The organism is Roseburia sp. AM16-25 (assembly GCF_003473825.1).
Lineage (GTDB): Bacteria > Bacillota > Clostridia > Lachnospirales > Lachnospiraceae > Pararoseburia > Pararoseburia lenta.
This window is the reverse complement of the sequence record NZ_QUCW01000003.1, coordinates 120,935-145,316: the sequence shown is the minus strand read 5'-3', so window position 1 is coordinate 145,316 and position 24,382 is coordinate 120,935. Positions and strand designations below refer to the sequence as shown.

General features: G+C 47.9%; 18 protein-coding genes and 1 riboswitch. Of the genes, 1 reads left to right on the top strand and 17 read right to left on the bottom strand.

Annotation, left to right across the window (positions count from 1 at the left end; genetic code table 11):
- Positions 1 to 140: 140 nt before the first annotated feature.
- The 10 genes from DW183_RS08045 to metK all read right to left on the bottom strand — a co-directional run bounded on the left by DW183_RS08045 (position 141) and on the right by metK (position 11,969).
- The gene (locus DW183_RS08045; protein ID WP_118281487.1) at positions 141 to 1,874 is read right to left on the bottom strand and encodes a phospho-sugar mutase; all 1,734 of its coding nucleotides are present in this window, start codon (positions 1,872 to 1,874) and stop codon (positions 141 to 143) included.
- Positions 1,875 to 1,918: 44 nt separating this feature from the next.
- A complete protein-coding gene (locus DW183_RS08040) occupies positions 1,919 to 3,178 on the bottom strand; it encodes a PEGA domain-containing protein (RefSeq protein ID WP_118281486.1) in 1,260 nt (419 codons plus the stop codon).
- Positions 3,179 to 3,192: 14 nt separating this feature from the next.
- Entirely contained in the window at positions 3,193 to 4,200 is a 1,008-nt protein-coding gene (locus DW183_RS08035) for a phosphotransferase (protein WP_158573042.1), read from the bottom strand.
- Positions 4,201 to 4,278: 78 nt separating this feature from the next.
- Complete coding sequence (locus tag DW183_RS08030; protein ID WP_118281484.1) at positions 4,279 to 5,619, bottom strand: CCA tRNA nucleotidyltransferase; 1,341 nt, start codon at positions 5,617 to 5,619, stop codon at positions 4,279 to 4,281.
- Positions 5,619 to 7,058 (bottom strand): proline--tRNA ligase, encoded by a 1,440-nt coding sequence (gene proS, locus DW183_RS08025; RefSeq protein ID WP_118281483.1) that lies wholly within the window; start codon positions 7,056 to 7,058, stop codon positions 5,619 to 5,621. Before proS ends, DW183_RS08030 begins: the two co-directional genes overlap by 1 nt.
- Before the next feature lie 93 nt (positions 7,059 to 7,151).
- Positions 7,152 to 8,129: an AI-2E family transporter gene (locus tag DW183_RS08020; RefSeq protein ID WP_147403372.1), complete on the bottom strand. Its 978-nt coding sequence runs from the start codon at positions 8,127 to 8,129 to the stop codon at positions 7,152 to 7,154.
- 11 nt (positions 8,130 to 8,140) lie between these two features.
- Positions 8,141 to 8,797 carry an RluA family pseudouridine synthase gene (locus DW183_RS08015; RefSeq protein WP_118281481.1) on the bottom strand — a complete coding sequence of 219 codons (657 nt, stop codon included), beginning with the start codon at positions 8,795 to 8,797 and terminating at the stop codon, positions 8,141 to 8,143.
- Between the two features lie 53 nt (positions 8,798 to 8,850).
- Positions 8,851 to 9,543: a response regulator transcription factor gene (locus DW183_RS08010; protein WP_118281480.1), complete on the bottom strand. Its 693-nt coding sequence runs from the start codon at positions 9,541 to 9,543 to the stop codon at positions 8,851 to 8,853.
- Positions 9,536 to 10,663 (bottom strand): sensor histidine kinase, encoded by a 1,128-nt coding sequence (locus DW183_RS08005; RefSeq protein WP_118281479.1) that lies wholly within the window; start codon positions 10,661 to 10,663, stop codon positions 9,536 to 9,538. The genes DW183_RS08010 and DW183_RS08005 overlap by 8 nt, the downstream gene beginning before the upstream one ends.
- A gap of 124 nt (positions 10,664 to 10,787) precedes the next feature.
- Positions 10,788 to 11,969 (bottom strand): methionine adenosyltransferase, encoded by a 1,182-nt coding sequence (metK, locus tag DW183_RS08000; protein ID WP_118281478.1) that lies wholly within the window; start codon positions 11,967 to 11,969, stop codon positions 10,788 to 10,790.
- 105 nt (positions 11,970 to 12,074) lie between these two features.
- Positions 12,075 to 12,174: riboswitch (SAM riboswitch) on the bottom strand.
- Positions 12,175 to 12,466: 292 nt separating this feature from the next.
- On the opposite strand from metK, the gene DW183_RS07995 reads away from it, so the two are divergent.
- Positions 12,467 to 13,660, top strand: a complete 1,194-nt coding sequence (locus DW183_RS07995; protein ID WP_118281477.1) for an HD-GYP domain-containing protein — start codon at positions 12,467 to 12,469, stop codon at positions 13,658 to 13,660.
- A gap of 74 nt (positions 13,661 to 13,734) precedes the next feature.
- On the opposite strand, the gene DW183_RS07990 is transcribed toward DW183_RS07995, so the two are convergent.
- The 7 genes from DW183_RS07990 to spoVG all read right to left on the bottom strand — a co-directional run bounded on the left by DW183_RS07990 (position 13,735) and on the right by spoVG (position 24,381).
- Positions 13,735 to 15,027: a UDP-N-acetylglucosamine 1-carboxyvinyltransferase gene (locus DW183_RS07990; protein ID WP_118281476.1), complete on the bottom strand. Its 1,293-nt coding sequence runs from the start codon at positions 15,025 to 15,027 to the stop codon at positions 13,735 to 13,737.
- 123 nt (positions 15,028 to 15,150) lie between these two features.
- Positions 15,151 to 16,905, bottom strand: coding sequence for an ABC transporter ATP-binding protein (locus DW183_RS07985; RefSeq protein WP_118281475.1), 1,755 nt, complete (start codon positions 16,903 to 16,905; stop codon positions 15,151 to 15,153).
- A gap of 18 nt (positions 16,906 to 16,923) precedes the next feature.
- Entirely contained in the window at positions 16,924 to 18,660 is a 1,737-nt protein-coding gene (locus DW183_RS07980) for an ABC transporter ATP-binding protein (RefSeq protein ID WP_118281474.1), read from the bottom strand.
- Positions 18,661 to 18,720: 60 nt separating this feature from the next.
- On the bottom strand, positions 18,721 to 19,740 hold the full coding sequence (locus tag DW183_RS07975; protein ID WP_118281473.1) for a peptidyl-prolyl cis-trans isomerase: 1,020 nt from the start codon (positions 19,738 to 19,740) through the stop codon (positions 18,721 to 18,723).
- 94 nt (positions 19,741 to 19,834) lie between these two features.
- Entirely contained in the window at positions 19,835 to 23,377 is a 3,543-nt protein-coding gene (gene mfd / locus DW183_RS07970; protein WP_118281472.1) for a transcription-repair coupling factor, read from the bottom strand.
- Positions 23,374 to 23,952 (bottom strand): aminoacyl-tRNA hydrolase, encoded by a 579-nt coding sequence (gene pth, locus DW183_RS07965; protein ID WP_118281471.1) that lies wholly within the window; start codon positions 23,950 to 23,952, stop codon positions 23,374 to 23,376. Before pth ends, mfd begins: the two co-directional genes overlap by 4 nt.
- A 156-nt stretch (positions 23,953 to 24,108) precedes the next feature.
- Positions 24,109 to 24,381 carry a septation regulator SpoVG gene (gene spoVG / locus DW183_RS07960; protein ID WP_118281470.1) on the bottom strand — a complete coding sequence of 91 codons (273 nt, stop codon included), beginning with the start codon at positions 24,379 to 24,381 and terminating at the stop codon, positions 24,109 to 24,111.
- Position 24,382 lies beyond the last annotated feature (1 nt).

The window sequence follows — 24,382 nt, the reverse complement described above, 5'->3', positions numbered from 1 at the left end:
GAGGTCTGCCTCCAAAATAACTACAAAAATATTTATAAAGGTTTTACCTATTTTTGTCAAGGCAAAGCCCTTATATTTTCAAGGTTTCCCGACGTTTTGCCATATTATACAAAATAATAAATAATCTTTGTGTAAGAATACTACAACATCTTTTCTACCAAGGCATTGACAGCCGCTTTCATAGCCTCTGCCTTAGCATCTGCATCCGCCAGGGAACTTCCCTTGATACCAAAATAGAATTTAACCTTTGGCTCTGTACCGGAAGGACGGACGCATACCCATGCATCATCCGTCAGTTCATAATAAAGCACATTGGAACTTGGAAGTCCGGTCGGGCGTACGGCACCGGTAGCAATATCAGTGATCGTATCGTTCTTATAATCGCGGACGGCTGTCACCTGATAAGCACCGATCTCCTTTGGTGCCTCTGCACGCAGGGTATTCATGATCTGTCCGATCTTTTCCAAGCCCTCGATGCCCTTTAAGGTAATGGCTGTAATGCCATCCTGATAATAACCATAACGCTCATACATAGCGATCATAGCATCCCAGAGGGTCATATTCTTGGTCTTGTAATATGCGGCAGCCTCACAAAGAGCCATAGAAGCCACAACCGCATCCTTATCTCTTGCATAGGTGCCTGTCAGACAGCCGTAACTTTCTTCCATACCAAAGAGGTAAGTTCCCTTGCCTGTCTTTTCCATTTCTAAGATCTTCTGACCGATGAACTTAAATCCGGTCAAAACTTCAACCAATTCGATGCCGTAGTAGTCTGCGATCGCATCTGCCATGTTGGTAGAGACGATTGAACGCACAAAGACACCATCTTCCGGCAGTCCCTGTAACTCTTTCTTTTGTCCGATCAGATAATCGCCGATCAGACAGCCTGACATATTACCGGTCAGAGGATGATACTCGCCGGTCTTGGCATCCTTGACATATACGCCAAGTCGGTCAGCATCCGGGTCTGTCGCAAGAACAAGATCAGCATCCACTTTCTTTGCCAATGCCAGTCCCAAAGTGAAGGCTTCCTTTGCCTCCGGGTTCGGATAGGAAACGGTAGGGAAATCTCCATCCGGCAATTCCTGCTCCGGTACCACATAGACATTGGTAAAGCCAAGTTCTTTTAAGACACGTCGCACCGGGATGTTTCCGGTACCATGCAGTGGTGTGTAAACGACCTTGATCTGAGATCCCACTGCATCAATGGCATCCTGATGTACGACTAATTTCTTTAACTCTTCGATATAAGGATCGTCGATATCCGCACCGATCGTCTGATACAGACCTGCTGCAATGGCTGCATCCTTGTCCATCTTCTTGCATACAGCGTAGTCTGAGATCGCCTTAACCTCGTTCATGATGCCGCTGTCATGTGGCGGTGTGATCTGCGCACCATCTTCCCAATATACTTTGTAGCCATTGTACTCTGGTGGATTATGACTTGCAGTAATATTAATACCAGCAATTGTATGTAATTTACGTACAGCATAAGATAATTCCGGTGTTGGACGAAGGGATTCAAACACATATGCCTTAATGCCGTTTGCTGCTAAGCAAAGTGCTGCTACATCTGCGAATTCCGGTGACATATGTCTGGAATCGTAGGCGATCGCTACGCCGCGATCCTGACCGCCGACCTTTAAGATGTAGTTGGCAAGCCCCTGTGTTGCCTTGCGCACGGTATATTCATTCATACGATTACAGCCTGCACCGATAATACCACGGAGACCCGCGGTGCCAAATTCCAATTCCGTGTAGAATCTCTCCTCGATCTCCTTCTCATCTCCTGCGATCTGACGCAGTTCTTCCTTGGTAGCCTCATCCATGTAGTCGCTTTCCAGCCACTGCATATACTGCTCTTTGTAACCCATAGTATCCTCCTTATATGTGTTCTGTTTTTATGATAATTGCCAGACTAATTTTCGTCAAGCAATGTAGATAACATCTTTGAAATGGTCGTCAGGTAGTCCGTATCCGTAAGACTGGAAGAACTGCTGTCCGAAGTCTTGGACGAACTGCTCCTACTTGATGAACTCTTGCTGGTCGATCCGGTAGACTTGTTACTATTGGTACTGCTGTTTGATGAACCGCTGCTCTTACCGGTATCGGAAGATGTTGATGTATCTTCTTCACTCTGCTTATCCCCTGTCGTGCTCTCACTTTCTGCCAGATCCAGTGAGATCGTCGCACTTTCGGAATTGACGATCAGTGTCTTTTGCCAGTCATCATATCCCTCTGCCACAACCTTTAGGGTATGAGATCCATAGGTAACCGGCACTGCCTGTCCGACCGTGATCTGCTGTCCGTCAATGTAGACCGATGCACCTGCCACTTCAGATGTAACCGTCAACTGACATACTTTTGGTCCACTGCCTTTTAACTGATCAAGATCAACTAACGTTGTCTCTCCGCGTGCCACGGTATATGTCCCGGTTCCGCCATAGCCCTTGTTGGCAACCGTGATGGCATAGGTTCCTTCCGGCACCTCCAGAAGCATATCCCCAGTGATCTTAGTAAAGATCCGGTTGCCGATACAGATCATACTATCCACAAAGATGGAAGAATTCTGCAATTGGATATACCCATGCCCAGTCGTCACAATGACGGACCAGACCTCTTTGTCCTTGCCGATAACCTGCAAGGTGTCATCCGTCCCGATCATATCCAAACTAATGCTTGCATCCTGAGAAAAAGCCATAGTATTGGAAGTGATCCGGTACTGGGTCTGCCCGATCGTAAAGATCCCTTTTTCCATGTCGATCTTGTAATTGGTGACATCTGTCTGATTCCAGACCTGATCAGACATCTTCACGCTACTCAGGGCAGATGCCGCCGTAATGTCCCCGATTTGTACAACCTGCCCTGGTGTAAAATGGATCGAACTATAAGAATCCCCATACTTATCCATAAAACGGGTTCCCAGCGTATAAGCATAGCGCACCTGACGTTCAGACTCCGGCGCATACAGGGTCATCGTCTCTCCCACCATATCCATTTGTTCAATAACAAAATCCTGCGTATCTTCTTCCGTGTCTGCCTTCTCCTCCTCTTGCTTTGCGGCAGGCGCACGATAGGTAAAAGGTTCGTTCGATTCCTCTTTCCCACAGGCACTCAGAGCGCCAAGACAAGCAAGCAGACACAGCAGAATACCGCTTGTTTTTCTTATGTTTTTCATAGGTCGATTATAAACTATTCCGCCAGATTATACAATAAGACCAGAAATTCCTGACGTGCCTTCTCCTGCGCCAGGATCTGCCGCAATTTGTCACCGTCACGCTTGGACGACCATGTCTTTTTGTTGTTATTGTAATGATTGGCGATCTTCCAGAATTTTTCCGGATACAAAAGGCGCAGATAGAGTTGCTGCAATTCCCCCGTGCGGAAAGGGCGGACTCTCTGGTAGGTCATGAGCATCTGCCTGCCCAGTTCCGCGTTCCAGCGGTTCTTTTCCAGGGCTTTTCTCGTATATTTTGCCAGATCGCTCATGGCGCTGTCCATGCGCATGCTCTCAAAATGCTGTATGTGCGAAGTTCCGCTGCAATCCAAGACATTGTGATGGTGATAATCGCCATGGCATAACTGTAATTCTTCCTTTAGGGAAAGTATCTCTTCTTCCACTTGCTCCCCCTGTCCGTAAAAAGTCCCGTATGCCTGCTCGTACAAGTCTTCAAATCCCGTCTTCTTTTTCTTCTTGCGGATATAATTCCGCAGGTTCTTAAGTTCCCGGTTATGCCGTCTGACTTCCTCCGCCAGCAGATGCTGCGGCGCAAAAAAGACCTCCTTTTTGTCTGTCTCTATCGTTTCCAACTGCAAGTGCAGATCTGCCAGTTTTCTTGCCCCCTCCAAGACCTCAAAGGCATTTTTGACGTCACACTCCCGCCCGGGCTGGTAAGACTTTAAAACATAGGTCGGTCCGCCTTCTTCCCGGACCGCATATGCCCCCTCCTGTGTCGGCAGGATCTGCTCCACCGCAGGATCCCAGGCCTTTAGTTCTGCCAGCACCTGCGCCAGTCCTTGTGCTTTTTCCATGGATCCGGTAAAAGACTTTAACATATAGACCGCCCCTGCCGTATGTATAAAAAGACTCCCCCTTCCTTTTGTCACGCCCGTAACTTCCAGAGCATAGGCTCCCAGCAAATTTTCTCCCTGCCCCAGACGCGGAATAACAACCTGTGTTTTCTCTATATTTTCACACATAAAAAAATCCTCCATAAGACGAACATGATGCTTCGATATCTGTTCATCTTATGAAGGAATCCTTCAGATTATACCTATCTATCCCTGCTGTTCCAACTCTTTTCTTGCCTCTGCAAGCAGGATCTCTTTGGTATTACATGCCGGGTCTTCGACCACCTTGGCAAAGAGTTTATCCAGGACCTGACCGATCTGTTTTCCCTGGGGCAGACCCAATGCCAAAAGTTCCTTGCCGTTGATAGCTAGATCCTTTTTCTGTATGCAGGCATGGTCTGCTAAGATCTCCTCGTAGAGTTCTTCAAAACGGTCGATCGCCTCTAATTTTTCCGCCCGCATATAGGTACTCTGCGCCAGAGCGTCTGCACGCTTGACCGTAAAAATCTGTGGGAAACATTCCAGCCCCATCTTTACCATACTGCGCCGGATGCTCTTTTTGGTCAGCGCCGGACGCAGATCATGAAAACGGACCAGGCGCTTGACCGCGCGGATCGTATCATTATCAAACTTGAGTCGGTGCAAAATCTGCCCTGTCATCTCCGCCCCCACTTCCGGGTGTCCGTGGAAATGATCGATGCCATCCGCATCGGTCGTACGGCACTGGGGCTTTCCGATATCATGAAAAAGCATGGTCAGTCGTAAGATACGGTCTGGCGGAACCCCCATGATGGCATGTATGGTATGTTCTCCCACCGAATACTGATGGTGGATGGTATGCTGGGGTGTCTGCATCATTGCATCAAACTCTGGCAGAAATACGCGGCTGAGTCCACTCTCATAGACAGCCCGCATCTCCTCCGGGTGGTCTGATGTTAATAGTTTGACCAGTTCTACCATAATGCGCTCTGTACTCACCTTGGCAATGGTCGATGCCAGAGTGCAGATCGCTTCGTAGGTCTGTCGCTCGATCGTAAATCCCAACTGTGCTGCAAAACGCACGGCACGGAGCATCCGCAGGGCATCCTCAGAAAATCGCTCACTCGCACATCCCACACAGCGTATAAGACCACGTTTCAGATCGCCCACGCCGTCAAAGAGATCTACCAAGCCCTGACTGTCATTGTAAGCCATGGCATTGATGGTAAAATCGCGCCGCTTGAGATCTTCGGATAAGAGATTGGTAAAGGCGACACTCTCTGGGTGTCTGCCGTCCTTGTATTCGCCGTCAATGCGATAGGTCGTCACCTCATAGCCGGTCTTTCCACACATGATCGTCACAGTCCCGTGTGCAATACCGGTATCGATGGTATGAGAAAACAAGTCCTTGACTTCCTGGGGGGATGCCGAGGTCGTGATATCCCAATCCGCCGGTTCTTTCCCTAAAATGCTGTCGCGGACACAGCCACCTCCCGCGTAGGCTTCGTGTCCGCAACTTTCCAAACGATCTATAATTGTGATTACGTCCTGTGGTAATACGATCTTCATTAATATGCTTTGCCCCAATAAACTAACTTCTTAGCCGGTTTTCCACAACATACACAGACATCTGAAATCTTTTCCTGTGTAAATGGCATACATCTGCTGGTCGCTGTTGTCTCTTCTTTGATCTTGTCTTCACAAGCCTGCTCACCACACCACATTCCGCGGATAAATCCCGGCTTGTTGGCTACGATGTCCTTGAACTCCTCGTAGTTGTGTGCGTCGTAGGTATGCGCATCTCTGTGTGCTCTTGCACGCTCTAACATCTCTGTTTGCATGGTATCCAAGATCTCTGTGATCTTTTCTGCCAATGTATCCAGAGATACCGTGATCTTTTCTCTGGTATCACGACGAACAAGGATCGCCTGATTTGCCTCGATATCACGAGGTCCCATCTCTACTCTTACCGGAATACCGCGCATCTCCTGCTCAGAGAACTTCCATCCCGGAGACTTGTCCGTATCATCTAACTTGGCACGGAGTCCTGCTGCACGCAAGGTCTCCAATACTTCGTGTGCCTTATCCAGCACGCCTTCTTTATTCTGCATGATTGGAATGACATCCACCTGAACCGGAGCGATCCTTGGTGGCAGTACCAGACCGGAATCATCCCCATGTACCATGATGATAGCACCGATCAGACGGGTGGTCATACCCCAGGAAGTCTGATGTACATACTTTAACTGGTTGTCCTTATCGGTATATTGGATCTCAAATGCCTTGGCAAAACCATCCCCAAAGTTGTGGCTGGTACCGGACTGTAAAGCCTTGCCGTCATGCATGAGTGCCTCGATCGTATAAGTTGCCTCTGCACCTGCGAACTTTTCCTTGTCTGTCTTACGTCCGCGGATGACCGGCATAGCCAGAACTTCTTCACAGAAGTCTGCATAGAGGTTCAGCATCTGCTGTGTACGCTCCTCAGCCTCCTCTGCTGTTGCATGTGCTGTGTGACCTTCCTGCCACAAGAACTCTCTGGAACGAAGGAAAGGTCTGGTCTCCTTTTCCCAACGGACAACAGAGCACCACTGGTTATATACCTTTGGCAGGTCTCTGTATGACTGGATCTCATCCTTATAGAAATCGCAGAACAAAGTCTCTGAGGTCGGTCTGACACAAAGTCTTTCCTGTAATGGATTGAGTCCTCCATAGGTGACCCATGCAACTTCCGGTGCAAATCCCTCGACATGATCCTTTTCTCTCTCTAACAGACTCTCCGGGATGAACATTGGCATGTAGACATTCTCTACACCCGTCTCCTTAAATCTACGATCCAGTTCATGCTGGATATTCTCCCAGATCGCATAACCGGCAGGTTTGAAGATCATACATCCCTTGACACTGGAATAGCCCATCAATTCTGCTTTTTTTACAACATCCGTATACCACTGTGCGAAGTCAACATCCATAGATGTAATGGCTTCTACTAATTTTTTATCCTTTGCCATCATGGCCTCCTTCATCTTTCATCAATACCATTTATTCTAAAAAAATCCACAAGTCTTGTCAAGGCTTGACATCAGCGGACTTTGCCTTATTTTTTAGGTAAAACGGTAGATCTCCCAGATCAAAAATGCACTTGCCGGTCCTAAGATCACACCCCAGATCCCATAGATCTCCAGTCCCAGATAAATACATGCCAGAACAATGAGAGGATCAGCACCGACGCTCCTGCCGATGAGTTTTGGTTCCAGATACTGACGGAGCAGGCTGGTGCCCCCTGCCAAAAAAAGATAATAGATGCCAAGCCCGATCTTCTTTTGCAGGAACATGACGACCGCCCAGGGCAAAAAGATCAGTGATGTTCCGATAAAAGGCAGGGCATCACAAAAACCGATAAAAACGCCCACCAAAACCGCATAGGGGTTGCCCGTCAAGAGCAGGGCAACAATACAGATCGCCGTGATGATCAGCATGATGATCCCCTGGGCGCGCAGATAATCGCCGCCTACCACGGACAGATCTTTTGCCAGAGACACAACCACCTGCCCGAAGGTATTCTTTTTAATCTGCTCCTGTAAAAGGGCATAATCCTTGGTCATAAGGATGGTCGCCACCAAGGTCACCGCCAGAGCCACCATGCCGCCCAAGGTATCCTGCATGCCGCCGAAAGGTGACGCCACGTTGTCTACAAAATGGTCAAGCATCTGTTCTGTGTTAAATTTTGCCATGAGTTTTTCGTAGGCTTCCCCGAACAGACCGGACTCCTTTGCCCCCTCCCAATACAAGAGTTCTTCCCGCCGCCCCCACAGATCCATAAATTCCTTTACCAGATACCAGAGCAGCAGGCAGACACCGCCCACGATCAAGAGATTGCGCAGGATCAGAAGAGTCTTATGCTCTTTTTTCCTGCATGCCGACCGCCGAAAAGCGCCCGCCAGATAAAAGGCTACAAAAAAGGGAAGCACCATCGGCAGCAGCCACTTCATAAAGGCATATACCAAGAGGGTGATTCCCAGTAGTTTAATTGTATTTCTGATAAAATGATAATTCTGCTCCATAGGATCAGTATGTAGCAAATTCTTCCTTTTTATGCAAAAAAGTCACCGAACTCTCTGCCACGAGGCTTGATGGAAAAATCCATGCCCTCCTCGCTGACCGGATGCGTAAACTGCAGGCGGTAGGAGCAGAGACAAAGCGGTTCTCCGGTACGGCTGCCACCGTATTTGACATCGCCTAAGATCGGTGCCGTACGGCTTGCCAGTTGTACGCGGATCTGGTGGAAACGACCGGTATCCAGATGGATATCCAAGAGGCTGCGATCATCCAGACGCTTGACCACTTCATAGGAAAGGCGCGCTTTCTTTGCCCTTGGGTTACTTTCCGTAACCACCATGGCACGGTTCTTTCTCCCATCTTTTACAACATAATCTTCCAAAACGCCTGTCTCCGGTATATTCTCTCTGGTCACGATGGCGTAATAATATTTGGCAAACTGCCTTGCCTTTAATTCTTTGCCAAGAATGGCTGCCGCCGCCGCATTTTTTGCAAAGACCAATACTCCCTCGACCGGCTGATCCAGACGGTGGATCACCCCTACATAGTCGCTCTCGCCCTTTGCCACACGATAATTGCGGATCATGCTGACCATATCCGGCTCTGTCATCTTGGCGGTCTGCGTTGCGACCCCTGCCGGCTTATAGCAGACCAGCACATCCTCATCCTCAAATAATACCTCTAACTCCATACTTTCTCCTTCCGCGCCAAGCCGCTATGCCCCCATAGGCGGCTGCGCTTTCTTTATACCTTGAACCGATATCCCACGCCCCAGATCGTCTCGATGTATTGTGGTTTATTGGTATTCAATTCTATCTTTTCACGGATCTTCTTGATATGAACGGTGACCGTCGCGATGTCTCCGACCGAATCCATATCCCAGATCTCCTTGAACAATTCCTGCTTGCTAAAGACATGATTTGGATGCTCTGCCAGAAATGCCAGAAGTTCGAACTCCTTGGTCGTAAACTGTGTTTCCTCGCCCCGGATCCATACACGTCTTGCCGACTTGTCGATCTTGATATCACGGATCTGGAAGGTATCGCCCTGGGTCTGCTGATTGCTGCCCACCAGACGGTCATAGCGTGCCAGATGAGCCTTTACCCTTGCAACTAATTCGCTCGGTGAAAACGGCTTGGTGATATAGTCATCCGCGCCCAGTCCCAATCCACGGATCTTGTCGATATCCTCTTTCTTGGCAGAAACCATAAGGATCGGCGTATTCTTGACCTGACGGATCCTGCGGCAGATCTCAAAGCCATCCATATCCGGCAGCATGAGATCCAGCACAAAGATATCAAAATCTTCTGCTAGGGCACGCTCGCATCCCTTGACGCCATTCTCCTCGATCACGACCTCAAAATCCGATAACTCCAGATAGTCCTTTTCCAGTTCCGCGATCGCTAGTTCATCCTCGATAATAAGTACTCTACTCATTTGGTACCTCCTGATATTTTCGTAAAACAAAGTACATGACTGTACCTACATTCTCTTTGCTGGTTGCCCAGATTTTTCCACCATGATCCTCAATGATCTTTTTGACAATGGAAAGTCCGATACCGCTTCCGCCTGCCGCAGAATTGCGCGAAGCATCTGCCCGGTAAAAGCGGTCAAAAATATATGGCAGGTCTTTGTTGGAAATACCCTTGCCGTTGTCCTCGATCTCGACCTGTATAAAGTCGCCCACATCCTTGATCCGCATACTAATAAAGGACGGCTCCTCTGCCCGCATATACTTGATGGCATTGCCGATGATATTGTGGATGACCCTGCCAAGCTGCTCCGGGTCAGCGATCATCAGGGTATCTTCATCTACATAATTAAAGAAAGTCAGCTGCATGTGCTGATTTTCCAGATCCATTTCCAACTCTTCCATACAGTCGGTGAAGTAGTCCTTGACGTTTAGTTTGTGGAAATTGTATGGGATCTTATTGGTATCGATATTGCTGTATAAGGTCAGTTCATTGATGAGGGTGTTCATCTCATTTGCCTTGTTGTAGATGGTCTTTAGATAGCGTTCCTGCTTCTCCGGTGTGTCCGCCACCCCATCTAAGATCCCCTCCGAATAACCCTTGATCGCCGTGATCGGCGTCTTTAGGTCATGGGCGATATTGGAGATCAGCATACGGTGTTCCTGCTCCGCATCCAGTTTCTCCTGCGCATTCATCTGCAAGCGCTTGCGCATGGCCTCAAAACTCTCACTGAGTTCACTGATCTCATCATGTCCCTTGGTATCAATGGAAAAATCCAGATTGCCGTCCCGGATATTCTCTGCCGCCTTATTGAGTTGGCGCAGACGGGAAATGATACCGCTGTATGTCCAGATCACTAAGATCGCCGCTGTAAAAAAGAGGATCAGGATCACAGAGATCATAACATCGACCACCAGATTCTTAAAATCCGGCAAATGGGCGATATACTCATAACTGGTACTGGACCATTGGATGTTCAGCGTTGGCAAGATCGTATTGATGGCATATAGCCCTATGGCTGCCATGATAATCGGTACAAATATGATAATGCAAAAGGATATGACAAGTCGCGTCCGTAACTTCATAAACCATTCCATCCTTTATATAGAAAAAAGTCGTGGGATGTCTCATTCATCCCACGACTTCATTATATCACTTCATCCCCTCAAAAAAAGCATTCCATCAAAGTTTTATACTTTTTTTAGAATCTTAAAGATATTTTTTCAAATCTTCAACTTTGTCCAAAGCTTCCCAAGGAAGGTTCAGATCATTACGTCCAAAGTGACCGTATGCTGCTGTCTGCTTGTAGATCGGTCTTCTCAAATCCAGCATCTTGATGATACCAGCCGGACGAAGATCGAAATGATTACGAACGATCTCAACTAACTTCTCATCAGATAACTTGCCTGTACCGAAAGTATCTACCATGATAGATGTAGGCTGTGCAACACCGATCGCATAAGACAACTGGATCTCGCACCTGTCAGCCAGACCTGCTGCAACGATGTTCTTTGCAACGTAACGTGCTGCATATGCTGCGGAACGGTCAACCTTTGTGCAGTCCTTTCCGGAGAAAGCACCGCCGCCGTGACGAGCCATTCCACCGTAGGTATCTACAATGATCTTACGTCCGGTAAGACCTGCATCACCGTGAGGTCCACCGATAACGAAACGTCCGGTCGGGTTGATAAAGAACTTTGTCTCATCATCTACCAGTTCAGCCGGCAGGATCGGGTCAAAGACATATTTCTTGATGTCTTCATGGATCTGTTCTTGTGTTACATCTTCGTCATGCTGTGTAGAAAGGACAACCGCCTCAAGTCTCTTTGGCTTACCAGCCTCATCATATTCTACAGAAACCTGTGTCTTTCCGTCTGGTCTTAAGTAAGAAAGTGTACCATCTTTACGTACCTTAGTAAGTTGAAGTGCCAACTTATGAGCCAAAGAAATCGGATAAGGCATGTAATCTTCTGTCTCGTTGGTAGCATAACCAAACATCATACCCTGATCTCCGGCACCGGTATCCAGATCATCTGTCAAAGAACCCTTCTTTGCCTCTAAAGCCTTATCAACACCCATAGCAATATCTGCTGACTGCTGGTCTAATGCAACCATAACAGCACAGGAATTGCCATCGATACCCTTCTTACCATCATCATAACCGATATCAAGAACCGTCTTACGAACGATTGCAGGAATATCAAGTTGTGCCTTTGTGGTTATCTCGCCTGTTACAAGTACAAATCCGGTACATGCTGCTGTCTCGCAGGCAACACGGCTCATCGGATCCTGTTCCATACAAGCATCTAAGATTGCATCTGATACAGCATCACAGACCTTGTCCGGATGTCCTTCTGTAACAGACTCTGAAGTAAATAATAATTTTTCCATTTTCTTCTTCCTTTCTGTATTACCCTTTTGTTCCTTTTTAACGCCTTAAAAGAAGCATTAAAAAAATCCGCCATAAGCGGATTTAATTGTCTAAGATAATCAAATCCCTTATTGTTCGAGTTACTCGCTCAGGTAGGCACCTTCCATCTTCCGGGGTTGCCGTGGTTTCATCGATCCTATGTATCTCCGCCACTCTGAATAAGAGAAAATACGATATGGAATTTTCAAATCTGTGACTTTCATCAGTGATGACTTTACACCCCATATGGGTATTTGTCAAGAAATCCCCCTATACAATTCCTGCATTTTGTAGTCGTCCCCTAGTCTTACCCCGCAATCTGTATATATTTGCCCATTTTGGCATTTTTCTTTGGCTTTCGACGCAAATCGTCAGAAAACTATTGCCAGATGGGAGATATTACATATATAATATTTCTGTGTGTATAATTTTCTTTCATTTACGAGGCAATTACACACCTTTGGGGGAAGAACATAATATGATAAAAGTAAGCGTAAACCGATTACAAGCCGGCATGGTCGTTGCCAAGCCGATCGTTACAAAAAGAGGACAGACCATCGCATCTGCCGGGGCCAGTCTGACATCACAGTTGATCGCCAAGTTATCCTTTTACCGGATCCAGACCGTTATGATCGATGAAAATTCGATCCCACAGGAGATCCGCGAACAGGCAGTCACACTGGAAGTTGCCGAGCCAAAGCCAGAGGCTCCTGCCCAAAAGCTGGTCGCAAAACCGGTCACAGAGCAAAAGACAGAGACTCCGCACCCGCAGGTCCATCCGCTCGAGACAACGTCGCATAGACAGCGCATACAGTCCACGCCGCAGTTTCAGGCATTTCAGACCTCTTATACACGCAATATGATCTCTCTGAAAGAGGATTTTGATCTCATCATTGCAGGACAGGTTGACGGTGCATGTGACCATCTTCTGTCCGAGGCAGCATCCTTATTTGCTTCCAAGACTTCCTTGGAACTTTTTGACATGATACATACCATGCGTTCTGTCGATGATTCCGTCTACGCCCATTCTTTGAATGTCGCTTTGATCTCCAGAGCCATCGGTAAATGGATGCAGTTCTCCAAGGAAGATTTGAACACCCTGACCTTGGCAGGGCTTTTACATGATATCGGCAAGACCCAGATCCCTTCTGAGATCTTAAATAAACAGGGCAAACTGACCGATGAGGAATTTGACATCATCCGTTCCCATGCCAAACTGGGACACAAGATCTTAAAGGACACCGACCTGGATCTTCGTATCAAGTTGGCAGCCTTACAACATCACGAACGTTATGACGGATCCGGTTATCCACGCGGTCTGGAATCCGATGAAATCGATACTTTTGCTTCCATCGTTGCCATCGCTGATGTATATGATGCCATGACGGCAGCACGCTCTTACCGTGCTCCCAAATGTGCTTTTCAGGTCATTGCCGCTTTTGAAGATGACGGTTTCCAGAAGTACAACCCAAAAGTCATCTTTACCTTTTTGCAGCGTGTGGCAGCCTGCTACAACAACAGCCGTGTCCTTCTAAGTGACGGCACCGCCGGACAGATCGTGTATCTCAACAAAAATACCTTATCCCGTCCGATCGTCGACACTGTCGAGCATGGCTTGATTGACTTATCCCAGTCTGCCAACAAGGATCTGTTCATCAAGGCAATCCTTTAACATTTCTTATAAAATCAAAAACGGCTATCTTTATCACATACATGACAAAGATAGCCGTCTTTTTATCTTTTGATCTAGGAAACCCGAAGCATAAACTTCTGGATCTCTTTTTCGCAATTTGTCCGTTCGATCTGTGCGCCCAGACTGCGCAACTTGATCTCGAAATCCTCATAACCGCGCTGGATGAAATGAATATCTTCCACGATGGTAATGCCATCTGCTGCAAGCCCGGCGATCACAAGGGCTGCACCTGCACGCAGATCCGGTGCACTCACGCGCGCACCTGTGTATTCCTTAATGCCACGGATAATGGCAATATTGCTCTCCACCTTGATATCTGCTCCCATGCGGGAAAGTTCATCCACGTACTTGAAGCGGTTCTCAAAAATGCTCTCGGTAACGGTAGACGTACCATCCGCCATACCAAGCACAACCGTCATCTGCGGCTGCATATCTGTCGGAAATCCCGGATACGGAAGCGTCGTGATCTGGGTATGAGTCAAGCCCTTGTTGGCAACAATACGAACAGCATCATCAAATTCCTCGATCATACAGCCTGCCTCGATCAACTTGGCAGATGTAGCTTCCAAATGCTTTGGAATAACATTTTTGATCAGGACATCACCCTTGGTCGCTGCTGCCGCGCACATAAAGGTTCCCGCCTCGATCTGATCCGGAATGACAGAATAAGATGTCTTGTGTAACTTTTCCACACCTACGATACGGATCACATCCGTACCTGCACCACGTATATTGGCACCCATGCTGTTTAAGAAGTTGGCAACATCTACGACATGCGGCTCCTTAGCGGCATTTTCGATCACGGTCTTGCCCTCGGCAAGTGCCGCTGCCATAAGTACATTGATCGTAGCACCGACAGATACCTTATCCATGTAGATATGGCTGCCTACCAGATGGTCTGCCTTTGCAGAGATCAAGCCATAACTGATGTCCACATCAGCGCCCAGTGCCTTGAATCCTTTGACATGCAGGTCGATCGGTCGGCTGCCGATCACGCAGCCACCCGGCAATGCTACTTCTGCTCTTTTGTATTTTCCAAGTAAGGCTCCCAGAAGATAATAGGAAGCACGGATCTTTTTGATGTATTCATAATCTACGTTCAACTGTCCGATGGTTGATCCGTTGATGCGCGCTGTGTGTCGGTCTACGCGCTCTACCACTGCGCCGATATCGCTCAAAGCATCCAGCATGATGTTGATATCCCGCACATCCGGCAGATTATCTATGGTCACTGTCTCATCCGTCATAATGGACGCTGCAAGAATTGCGAGCGCTGCATTCTTGGCACCACCGATCTCTACTTCCCCTACGATCGGATTTCCCCCCTTGATTACGAATTGTTCCATATAACACCTCGTTACTCATTTATTCCAAAGGCTCTCGCCTATATTTACCCATTGATAAAAGACATTATAGCACATACTACATCATATGCACCAGTAAATCTTGCGTCACTTGAAAAAGTCAATCTATTTGCCACATACAAACTGACTGCGATACAATTTCGCATAATATCCGTTCTTCTCCAACAATTCCTGATGATTTCCCTGTTCTAAGACCTTACCGTCCTGCATATAGAGGATCACATCTGCTTCGCGGATCGTGGAAAGTCTGTGTGCTACGACAAAGGTTGTTCTGCCTTCCATCATGGTCTGGAAAGCCTCCTGTATCTTCATCTCCGTACGCGTATCAATGGAAGATGTCGCCTCATCCAAGATCAGCATAGGCGGCAATGCCAGCATCAGGCGGGCAATACAAAGAAGTTGCCTTTCTCCCTGCGAAAGACTGCCGTCATCGCCCTTGATATAAGTATCATACCCATTTGGCAAACGTTTGATAAATTCATGCGCATGGGAAGTTCTGGCTGCCTGCACCATCTCTTCTTCTGTCGCATCCGGGTTGGCAAACAAAAGGTTTTCCCGGATAGTGCCCTCTTTCAGCCAGGTCTCCTGTAAAACCATGCCGAATTTTTCACGCAGGTTGGCACGCGGAATAGACCGGATATCGACACCATCAATGGTGATCTTGCCATGTGTCGTATCATAGAAGCGCATAAGCAGGTTGATAAGCGTCGTCTTACCGCTTCCGGTCGGTCCGACAATAGCAATACGCTGTCCCGGCTCTACGGTCAGATTTAAGTGCTCAATGAGCGGTTTGCTCGGATCATAGGAAAACGCCACATCCTCAAATACGATCTTTCCTTCCACATCTGACAGATGATTTACCCGGCTCTCCTCCACTGCCGGTGCATCAATGATCTCAAAAATACGTGCCGCGCAGGCAATGGCGTTCTGTAATTCCGTGACAACGCCGGAGATTTCATTGAAAGGCTTGGCATACTGGCTTGCATAGCCTAAGAAACTGGTCAGTCCACCGACCGTGATGCCGCCGAAGATCGCAAGAATGGCACCTGCGACACCCACACCACTGTAGATCAGACTGTTGACAAAACGTGTTGTCGGGTTGGTGATGGAAGAATAAAAAGTCGCCTTTAAGGAACTGTCTGCCAGGCGGTCATTCAAGACATCAAATTCCTCTTTTGCCTTCTCATTATAAGAAAAAGCAGATACAACCGACTGGTTTTCGATCATTTCATCTGCATATGCAGTCTGTTCGCCGCGGTGCTTCGCCTGCAACTGGAACATAGCATAAGTCCTGCTTGCGACAAACTTTGCCACCAGAAGGGATACCGGAGTCAGGACAATAACTACCAATGCGATCGGCAAGCTGACACGCACCATAAAAAAGATCGTTCCCAGAATGGTCAGTACACCGGTAAACAACTGGGTAAATCCCATCAAAAGACCATCGGAAAAGACATCCGCATCCGTAGCGATACGACTCATATAATCACCATGGGAATGGGAATCAATATTTTTGATCGGCATGACTAACATCTTCTTGAAAGCCTTTTGCCGCATGTTTTTTGTAATGTCATAGGTAATGTAATTATTGATACGGTTCATAAGCCACTGGAAAAAGCAAGTACCCACGATCGCCAGTGCCATCTTTTCTAAAATCTGATACAGTCCATCCCATTGGATCTGCCCGCTGCCGATCATACAATCGACCGCCTTTCCCGTAAGTACCGGAACCAGCAGGGTGAAGATGACTGTCAGTACCGCACAGATCAGGCTGAGAACGATCTGTAAACGGTAGGTCTTTAATTCCACCAGAACACGTTTGATTACTTGAGATTGTTTGATTTCATTTTTTGTACTCATGATTGCTGACCCTTCCTCTTACGAGTTTTGCTCTTTTTCGTCTTTTGGAAACTGTGAATAGTATATTTCCTGATAAATGGCATTGTCCCGCAGCAGGTCTTCGTGTTTGCCCTTGCCTACGATACAGCCATCTTCCATGACTAAGATCTGATCCGCTTCCATCACAGAGGAAGCACGCTGCGATACGATAAAGGTCGTCGGATGCCAAGGCAGCCCGCGGATCGCCTTGCGCAGTGCTGCGTCCGTTGCCACATCCAGTGCAGAAGCCGAATCGTCCAGGACCAGGATCTTCGGCTGTCCCGCCAGGGCTCTGGCAATCGTCAGTCTCTGTCTCTGTCCGCCGGAAAGATTTCTGGCATCCTGTAGGATCTCCTCATCCAGACCATGCTCTTTGCTTTCGATGACGTTGTCTGCCTGGGCTGCATGGACGGCTGTCGCGATCATATCATCTGTAATATCCTCCCGTCCGAAACGGATATTGTCCCGGATGCTTCCATGGAAAAGCACACCGCGCTGCGGTACCAGACCTACGATCTTTGTCAGTTCTTTTTCCTTGTAACTGCGTACATCCTTGCCGTAGATCAATACTTTTCCCTTGCTGGCATCATACATATGGTTGAGCAGGTGCAAAACGGTAGACTTACCGGAGCCGGTGCCGCCGATGATACCAACGGTTCCATGATCCGGCACCTTAAAATCAATATCCCGGATCGCCATCTCGCCCGCCTGTGGATAAGCAAAGGATACCTGCTCATAAGATACTGCATCCGCCTCCGACGCCTTTTGTGTCTCTGTCACATAAGTCCGCTCATCATATGGCATTTCCATGATCTGCTCCACTCTGGTAACCGAAGCGTAGGCACGCATAAGTACCACGATCAGGTTTGCCAATTTGATCAGTTCTACCAAAATCTGTGACATGTAGTTGACAAGTGCTACGACCTGTCCCTTGGCAAGGATCCCCATATCGACCTGGGTAGAGCCAAACCATATGACTGCCACAACACCAAGATTGACGATCACATAGGTGATCGGGTTCAGAAGTGCAGAAACCTTGCCGGCACGCATCTGGTCGGCATACAGGTCTTCTGTCTGCGTCCCAAATGCCTGCTTCTGCTGATCCTGATTACCAAAGGCACGGATCACACGGGCTCCCTCTAAGTTTTCACCGACTGCCAAAAAGACGCGTTCCATCTTCTTTTGGATCCGGCTAAAGATCGGCAGGGTCGACTTGGTGATACCATAGACGACCAGCCCTAAGAGGGCGATCACGATCACAAAGATCAGGGTCGACTTGACATCAACGATCAGTGCCATGATCATCGCACCAAACACGATAAACGGAGAGCGCAGGAAAAGACGCAGGAACATATTGATACCACTCTGTATCTGGTTGATATCCGATGTGATACGTGTTGTAAGTGCCGATGTTCCCACACTGCCATGGCTTGCCGCTGACATATCCATGATGCGGTGAAAAAGATCTGCACGCATCTTAGAAGCCGTGTAGATGGCTGCTTTTGCCGCAAAATACTGTGCCGTGATGGCAAATGCCAGGCCCAAGATGGCAAACAAGATCAAAAGCAGGCACATATGGATCACATAGTCCCTATCCCGGTTTGCGATTCCTACGTCGATAATGGATGCCATTACCAGCGGAACCAGGAGTTCAAAAATTGCCTCCAGCATCTTAAAGAGCGGTGCAAATATACTTTCTTTTTTATAATCTTTTAAATATTTTCCCAAGAACTTCATTTTCTATCCCTTACTTCAAAAAAAGCAAAAGCAAGGACTGCGCCTTGCTTTTGCCTGTCATTATTCTGCCGTTGTGTCTGCTGCCGTTACCTTTTCAAAGAAAGTATCGAACTGTACTTTCTTCCATTGCTTCTTATCGGTCGTCCAGGTAATTTCCTTTTTCCAGCCCTTCAAGACAGACTCTAAATAGTCACTGCGCTTTTTCTCCTCAAGCGTTGTCATCGCTTTTTGGGTTGCTTCTTCATCATACGCGCTATCTAAGCGGATGACATAGTAACCATCGTTTCCTACATCTACAACAGATGAGATCTGTCCCTCGGAAAGAGCATCTGCGGCTGCGATCACGGCTTCATCCAAAGAAGTGTCATCCTTTCCGTAGGATGCTGTCTTGATGGTCGCGCCCGCTGCCTCACCGTCTGTCTCCAGATCGGTTGAAGTCGTAAGGGCTTCTGCCTTTGCCTTTAATTCCTTTTTCTGGTCATCGGTATAATATCCGGTATTGCCAGAGGAATCTTTATAAGTCACGGATCCGAAATAAGCATAAGTGATCGTGCGCTGTGCAGCCTCCTCCTCGGTCACTGTCACATCTGCCGACTCCTTGATGGCTTCGGATACCTTGGATGCGATCGTCTGATTAGTCAGATACTTTTCTACGATCTCCTCGGTCGCCGTCATAGCGTCCAGTGTATCTTCCGAATTGTTCTTGATAAATGCCTTAGCTGCCTTTTTGATGGACTTTTTCTCATCATCGGAAAGGGTCACATCATAATCAGAGGCATGCTGTTCCAAGAGGTAATCTTCCTTCATGGACTTCATGACATTTTTCTTGACGTTATCCTCAAGCGTCGTGCCATCATCTTCCTTTGTCCACATATCCGTACCCATATACTGTAAATATGTGGCATCATACAAGGACTGTGTATATCTGGCAACGAAATTGCCGTAACCCAATGATATGCTGTCCTCTCCTTTATTGATATTTACAAGTGTTGCATCTGCATTCAGACCGCATCCGGAAAGCAGGGTCGCTCCCGCAAGCGTCAACGTCATTGCAGCAACAAGAATATTTCTTTTTTTCATACTGACTTTATCTCCTTGTTTTCGGCTTACCTTGCTATTATAGCCATTTTGCAGGTAAGGGGCAACCTCTAAACCTTTGAATATTTTGTGTCGCCTAATTCTCCGATTTTTGATTTAATGCCAAGCCCTGCAATTCTTTTACAAATGTCATGACCAGATCCGGCAGATCCTTGGGCTTGATCCTTGAATTTTTCTTGTAAAAATAATGGAAAGCCGGATGTTTGGCATCCGCCGTAAAGGTCACATAAGGTTTATTCTTCTCAATGACTGCCGGGATCCCGCTGGCATCGATCGCCGCGCGTTCAAAGAGGGTAAAAACGATCTCCTCCGGTCTTTGTACAATGTCTGTGACAAATGCCTTGTGAGCCTCCATACGGAGCATGGCAATAAACAAAAGGTTTTGCACAGACCGGGATGGTTCTCCGAAACGGTCGATCAACTCATCTAACATCTCATCGCGTCCTTCCTCGGAATCGATGAGTGCGATCCTCTTATAAAGATCCAGGCGCTGTTCCTCACTGGCAACATAAGTCTCCGGCAGATAGGCATCGATATCCAGATCGATCGTCGTGTCAAAGTGCTCCTCCACCATGCCGCCTTTTTCTTTTTTCACAGCCTCGCCCAGCATCTTACAGTAGAGGTCATAGCCGACCGCCGCCATGTGTCCGTGCTGTTCCTGTCCCAGAAGGTTGCCTGCCCCGCGGATCTCCAGATCCCGCATAGCGATCTTGAAGCCGCTTCCCAGATCCGTAAATTCCTTGATGGCAGCCAGACGTTTCTCTGCCACTTCTTTTAACATTTTGTCCCTTTTATACATCAAAAATGCATAGGCACTGCGATTACTTCTTCCCACACGACCGCGCAGCTGATACAACTGGGACAGTCCCAACTGGTCGGCATCATGGATGATAATAGTATTGACATTGGAAATATCCAACCCGATCTCTATGATAGTCGTTGATACCAGAACATCGATCTCCTGATTGATAAAGCCATACATGATCTTTTCCAGACGGCTCTCCGTCATCTTGCCATGCGCATATGCCACATTGGCTTCCGGCACCAGTTCTTCGATCTTTGCCGCAACATCCGCGATCTGCTTTACCCGGTTAAAGACATAGTAGACCTGCCCGCCACGCGCCATTTCACGGACGATGGCTTCCCGGATCATTTCTTCATTGTATTCAAAAACAAAAGTCTGGATGGGCTGGCGCTCCATAGGTGCCTCTTCCAAGACACTCATATCCCGGATGCCGATCAGGCTCATATGCAAGGTTCGCGGTATCGGTGTCGCTGATAAGGAGAGCACGTCGACCGTCTTTTTCATCTGCTTGATCTGCTCTTTGTGGTTGACACCAAAACGCTGTTCCTCGTCAATGATCAAAAGTCCCAGATCCTTATAGGAAACATCTTTGGAGAGCAGGCGGTGGGTTCCGATGACAATATCGATCTGTCCGGTCTTTAGACCTTCGATCGTCTTTTTCTGTTCTGCTGCACCGACAAAGCGGCAAAGCAGTCCAATATTGACCGGATAGTGGGACATACGCTTTAAAAAGGTATTGTAATGCTGCTGCGCCAGGATGGTCGTCGGCACCAGATAAACGACCTGCTTGCCGTCCTGCACTGCCTTAAAGGCTGCACGGATAGCGATCTCCGTCTTGCCATAGCCGACGTCCCCACAGATCAGGCGGTCCATGATCTTGCTGCTCATCATGTCCTGCTTGACTGCCGCGATCGCCTCCAACTGTCCGTCAGTCTCCTCGTAAGGGAAAGTTTCCTCAAATTCCTGCTGCCAGACGGTATCCGGTCCATAGACATAGCCCTGATTCTGCTCGCGCAGGGCATAAAGATCCACCAATTCCTTGGCAACCACGCCGACTGCTGCACGCACACGATTTTTAGTGTTGACCCAGTCCTGGGTTCCCAGTGTATTTAATTTTGGCTTTTTGCCATCCTGGCTGCCGTATTTTTGAATAGCATCCAACTGGGTCGCCGGAATATAGAGATTGCCGCCCTTGGCATAAGAAATCTTGATATAATCCTTGACGACCTTATCCACTTCGATCTTTTCAAATCCCTGATAGATACCCAAGCCATGATTTTCATGAACAACATAGTCCCCAATCGTCAGATCTGACAGACCGGCGATCTGTTCCCCCTCATATTTGCGGGTTTTCTTCTTTTTCCGTCGTGCCCTGCTGCCAAAAATGTCCTGCTCCGACAAAATGACAAAAGATGACTCCGGGAACTCATAGCCCCGCGCCAGATTTCCCACAGATACCATAATCTCACCCGGATAGATTTCATGGTCGTAGTCTTCCGAGAAAAAGGCATTCAGATCCTGATCCATGAGGTTTTCTGCCAGATGATTACCACGGGTCCGCGATGGGCTGAGCAAAAGGATACGGTATTTGCGGTCTTTAAATCTTTTCAGGTCTTTGACCAGAAGTTCAAACTGATTGTTGTAGGCGCCCACAGAGACCGCACGCACGCCGGTATGCCCTGCAATGGAAAGCAGTCCCTCGCGGCTATCCAAAGTTGACAAGACCACACCCGGATGTTTTTGCAGCATAGCAAAGACGCTCTTGGTAGTCAGCAGCATTTCCAGTTGTCCCGGCAGGCAGTAGCCCTTTTCCAGACGGCTGGTCATACTGTCCGAAAACTCCTGTTCAATAACCTTTCCCTTTTCGTCCAGATGCACCAGTTCATCTAAAAAGACCAGAGTCTCCGGCGGAAAATAGGAAAGCAGACTTTCCGTCTGGCTGACAAAGTAATTCAGATGTGTCTCCAGACCAAGCCCCAGTCCCCATTCTCTGGTCTCGGTCGCCAGTTGTTCCACACCAGTCTTGATCCGGTGTGCTTCTTCCGTGCGCATCTGACTGCGATACTTCTGATACATTTCTTCCGCATCCGCCTCCATACGCTTTAAACCGGTCTCGATCTCCTCCTGGGTCAGCACAAGTTCCATCGCCGGATAGACCGTCACATGTTCTACGGAGTCGATGGACTTTTGCGTTGCGACATCAAAATAACGGAGCGAATCGATCTCATCGCCCCACAACTCCATACGGATGGGATGTTCTTCTGTCAAAGGAAAGATATCCACGATCCCTCCACGCACGGCAAACTCTCCCGGATGTTCCACCTGGGTCACATTTTCATAGCCCAGCATGACCAGTTTCTTTCGCATTTCATCCAGATCCACCGTCTCTTCCAGATCAATGGTAAAAATGCCCCGTTCATAAGAGGAAAGGGGCGGCACACGGTTCATCAGGGCATCCATAGTCGTTACGACCGTGACCGGTCTATGCTCAATGAGTGCCTGTACGACAGAAAGACGCTCTCTGGTAAGAGCGTTGCTGTGAATGTCCGACTGATAAAAGAGCAGATCTCTTGCCGGATAATACAGAGTGTTTTCATCAAAAAACTGATAACCCTCATAGATCTGCTTTGCCCGCATCTCGTCAAAGGTAACGATCAGTTTGATCGGCACATCATAACCGATGCCATAGATCAGATGCGGTTTCAGACTGTCGATCAGCCCCGATACCTCGTAGATGCGTTTATCTTTTTTTAGATGTTCCCGCAGTTCCTCGATCTGCGGCATCTCCTCAAAAGGTTTTAAAAATGTTTTCATGATACTTCCACTTTTCCATTATAGCGGCTCATCGCCTTATCCACGTCTTCCGACAAGATACAGTCGATCGCCTGCGCCGCGCGCTCATAGGACAATTCCACCAGACGTCTGTCCTCCGGTGCAAAACGCCCCAGCACATGTGCGATCATATCTCCGTTTGGCGGCAATTTGCCTACACCGATGCGCACGCGCATAAATTCCTCGGTATGACAGTGGGCGATGATATTCTTCAAGCCGTTGTGACCGCCCGCACTTCCTTTTTTGCGGATACGCAAGGCTCCCGGATCCAGTGCCACATCATCTGAGATCACGATCAGATCCTGTGCCGGATCCAACTTGTAAAAATGCAGGATATCGCCCACACTCTCGCCACTTAAATTCATAAAGGTCTGCGGTTTGACCAGAATGACCGCCTGTCCTGCGATCCTGCCCTTTCCGATCAGAGCTTTGTGTTTTCGTTCCGTCACAGAAATACCATTCTGTTCTGCCAATAAGTCTATGACATCAAAGCCAACATTATGTCTGGTTCTTGCATATTTATCTCCCGGATTTCCCAATCCAACTATTACATACATACGATCATCCTCATTTCCTGCCTGATAACGTGATTTCTACTGATATACAATTTAGCTGACCGTGCCAAAAATTGCAAGATGACAAAAATACAAAAACGCAGGTCAAGGCTGCCCTCGACCTGCGTTCATCCCCATATACATTCCTATGCGGATCTTCTATACTGCTTCGCTATGTAACAACTCCTCGTTGTACTTTTGCAAGATCAGATTCTGGATCAGTTCTCTCGTAGAGGACTTGATCGGATGGGCAATGTCTTTGTACTCGCCCTCAGCTGTCTTGCGGCTTGGCATGGCGATAAACATGCCTTTTTCGCCCTCAATGATCTTGATATCATGGATCACAAATTCCTCGTCAATCGTAATGGATACCACAGCCTTCATCTTGCCTTCTTTTTCAATCTTACGAATTCGTACATCTGTAATCTGCATA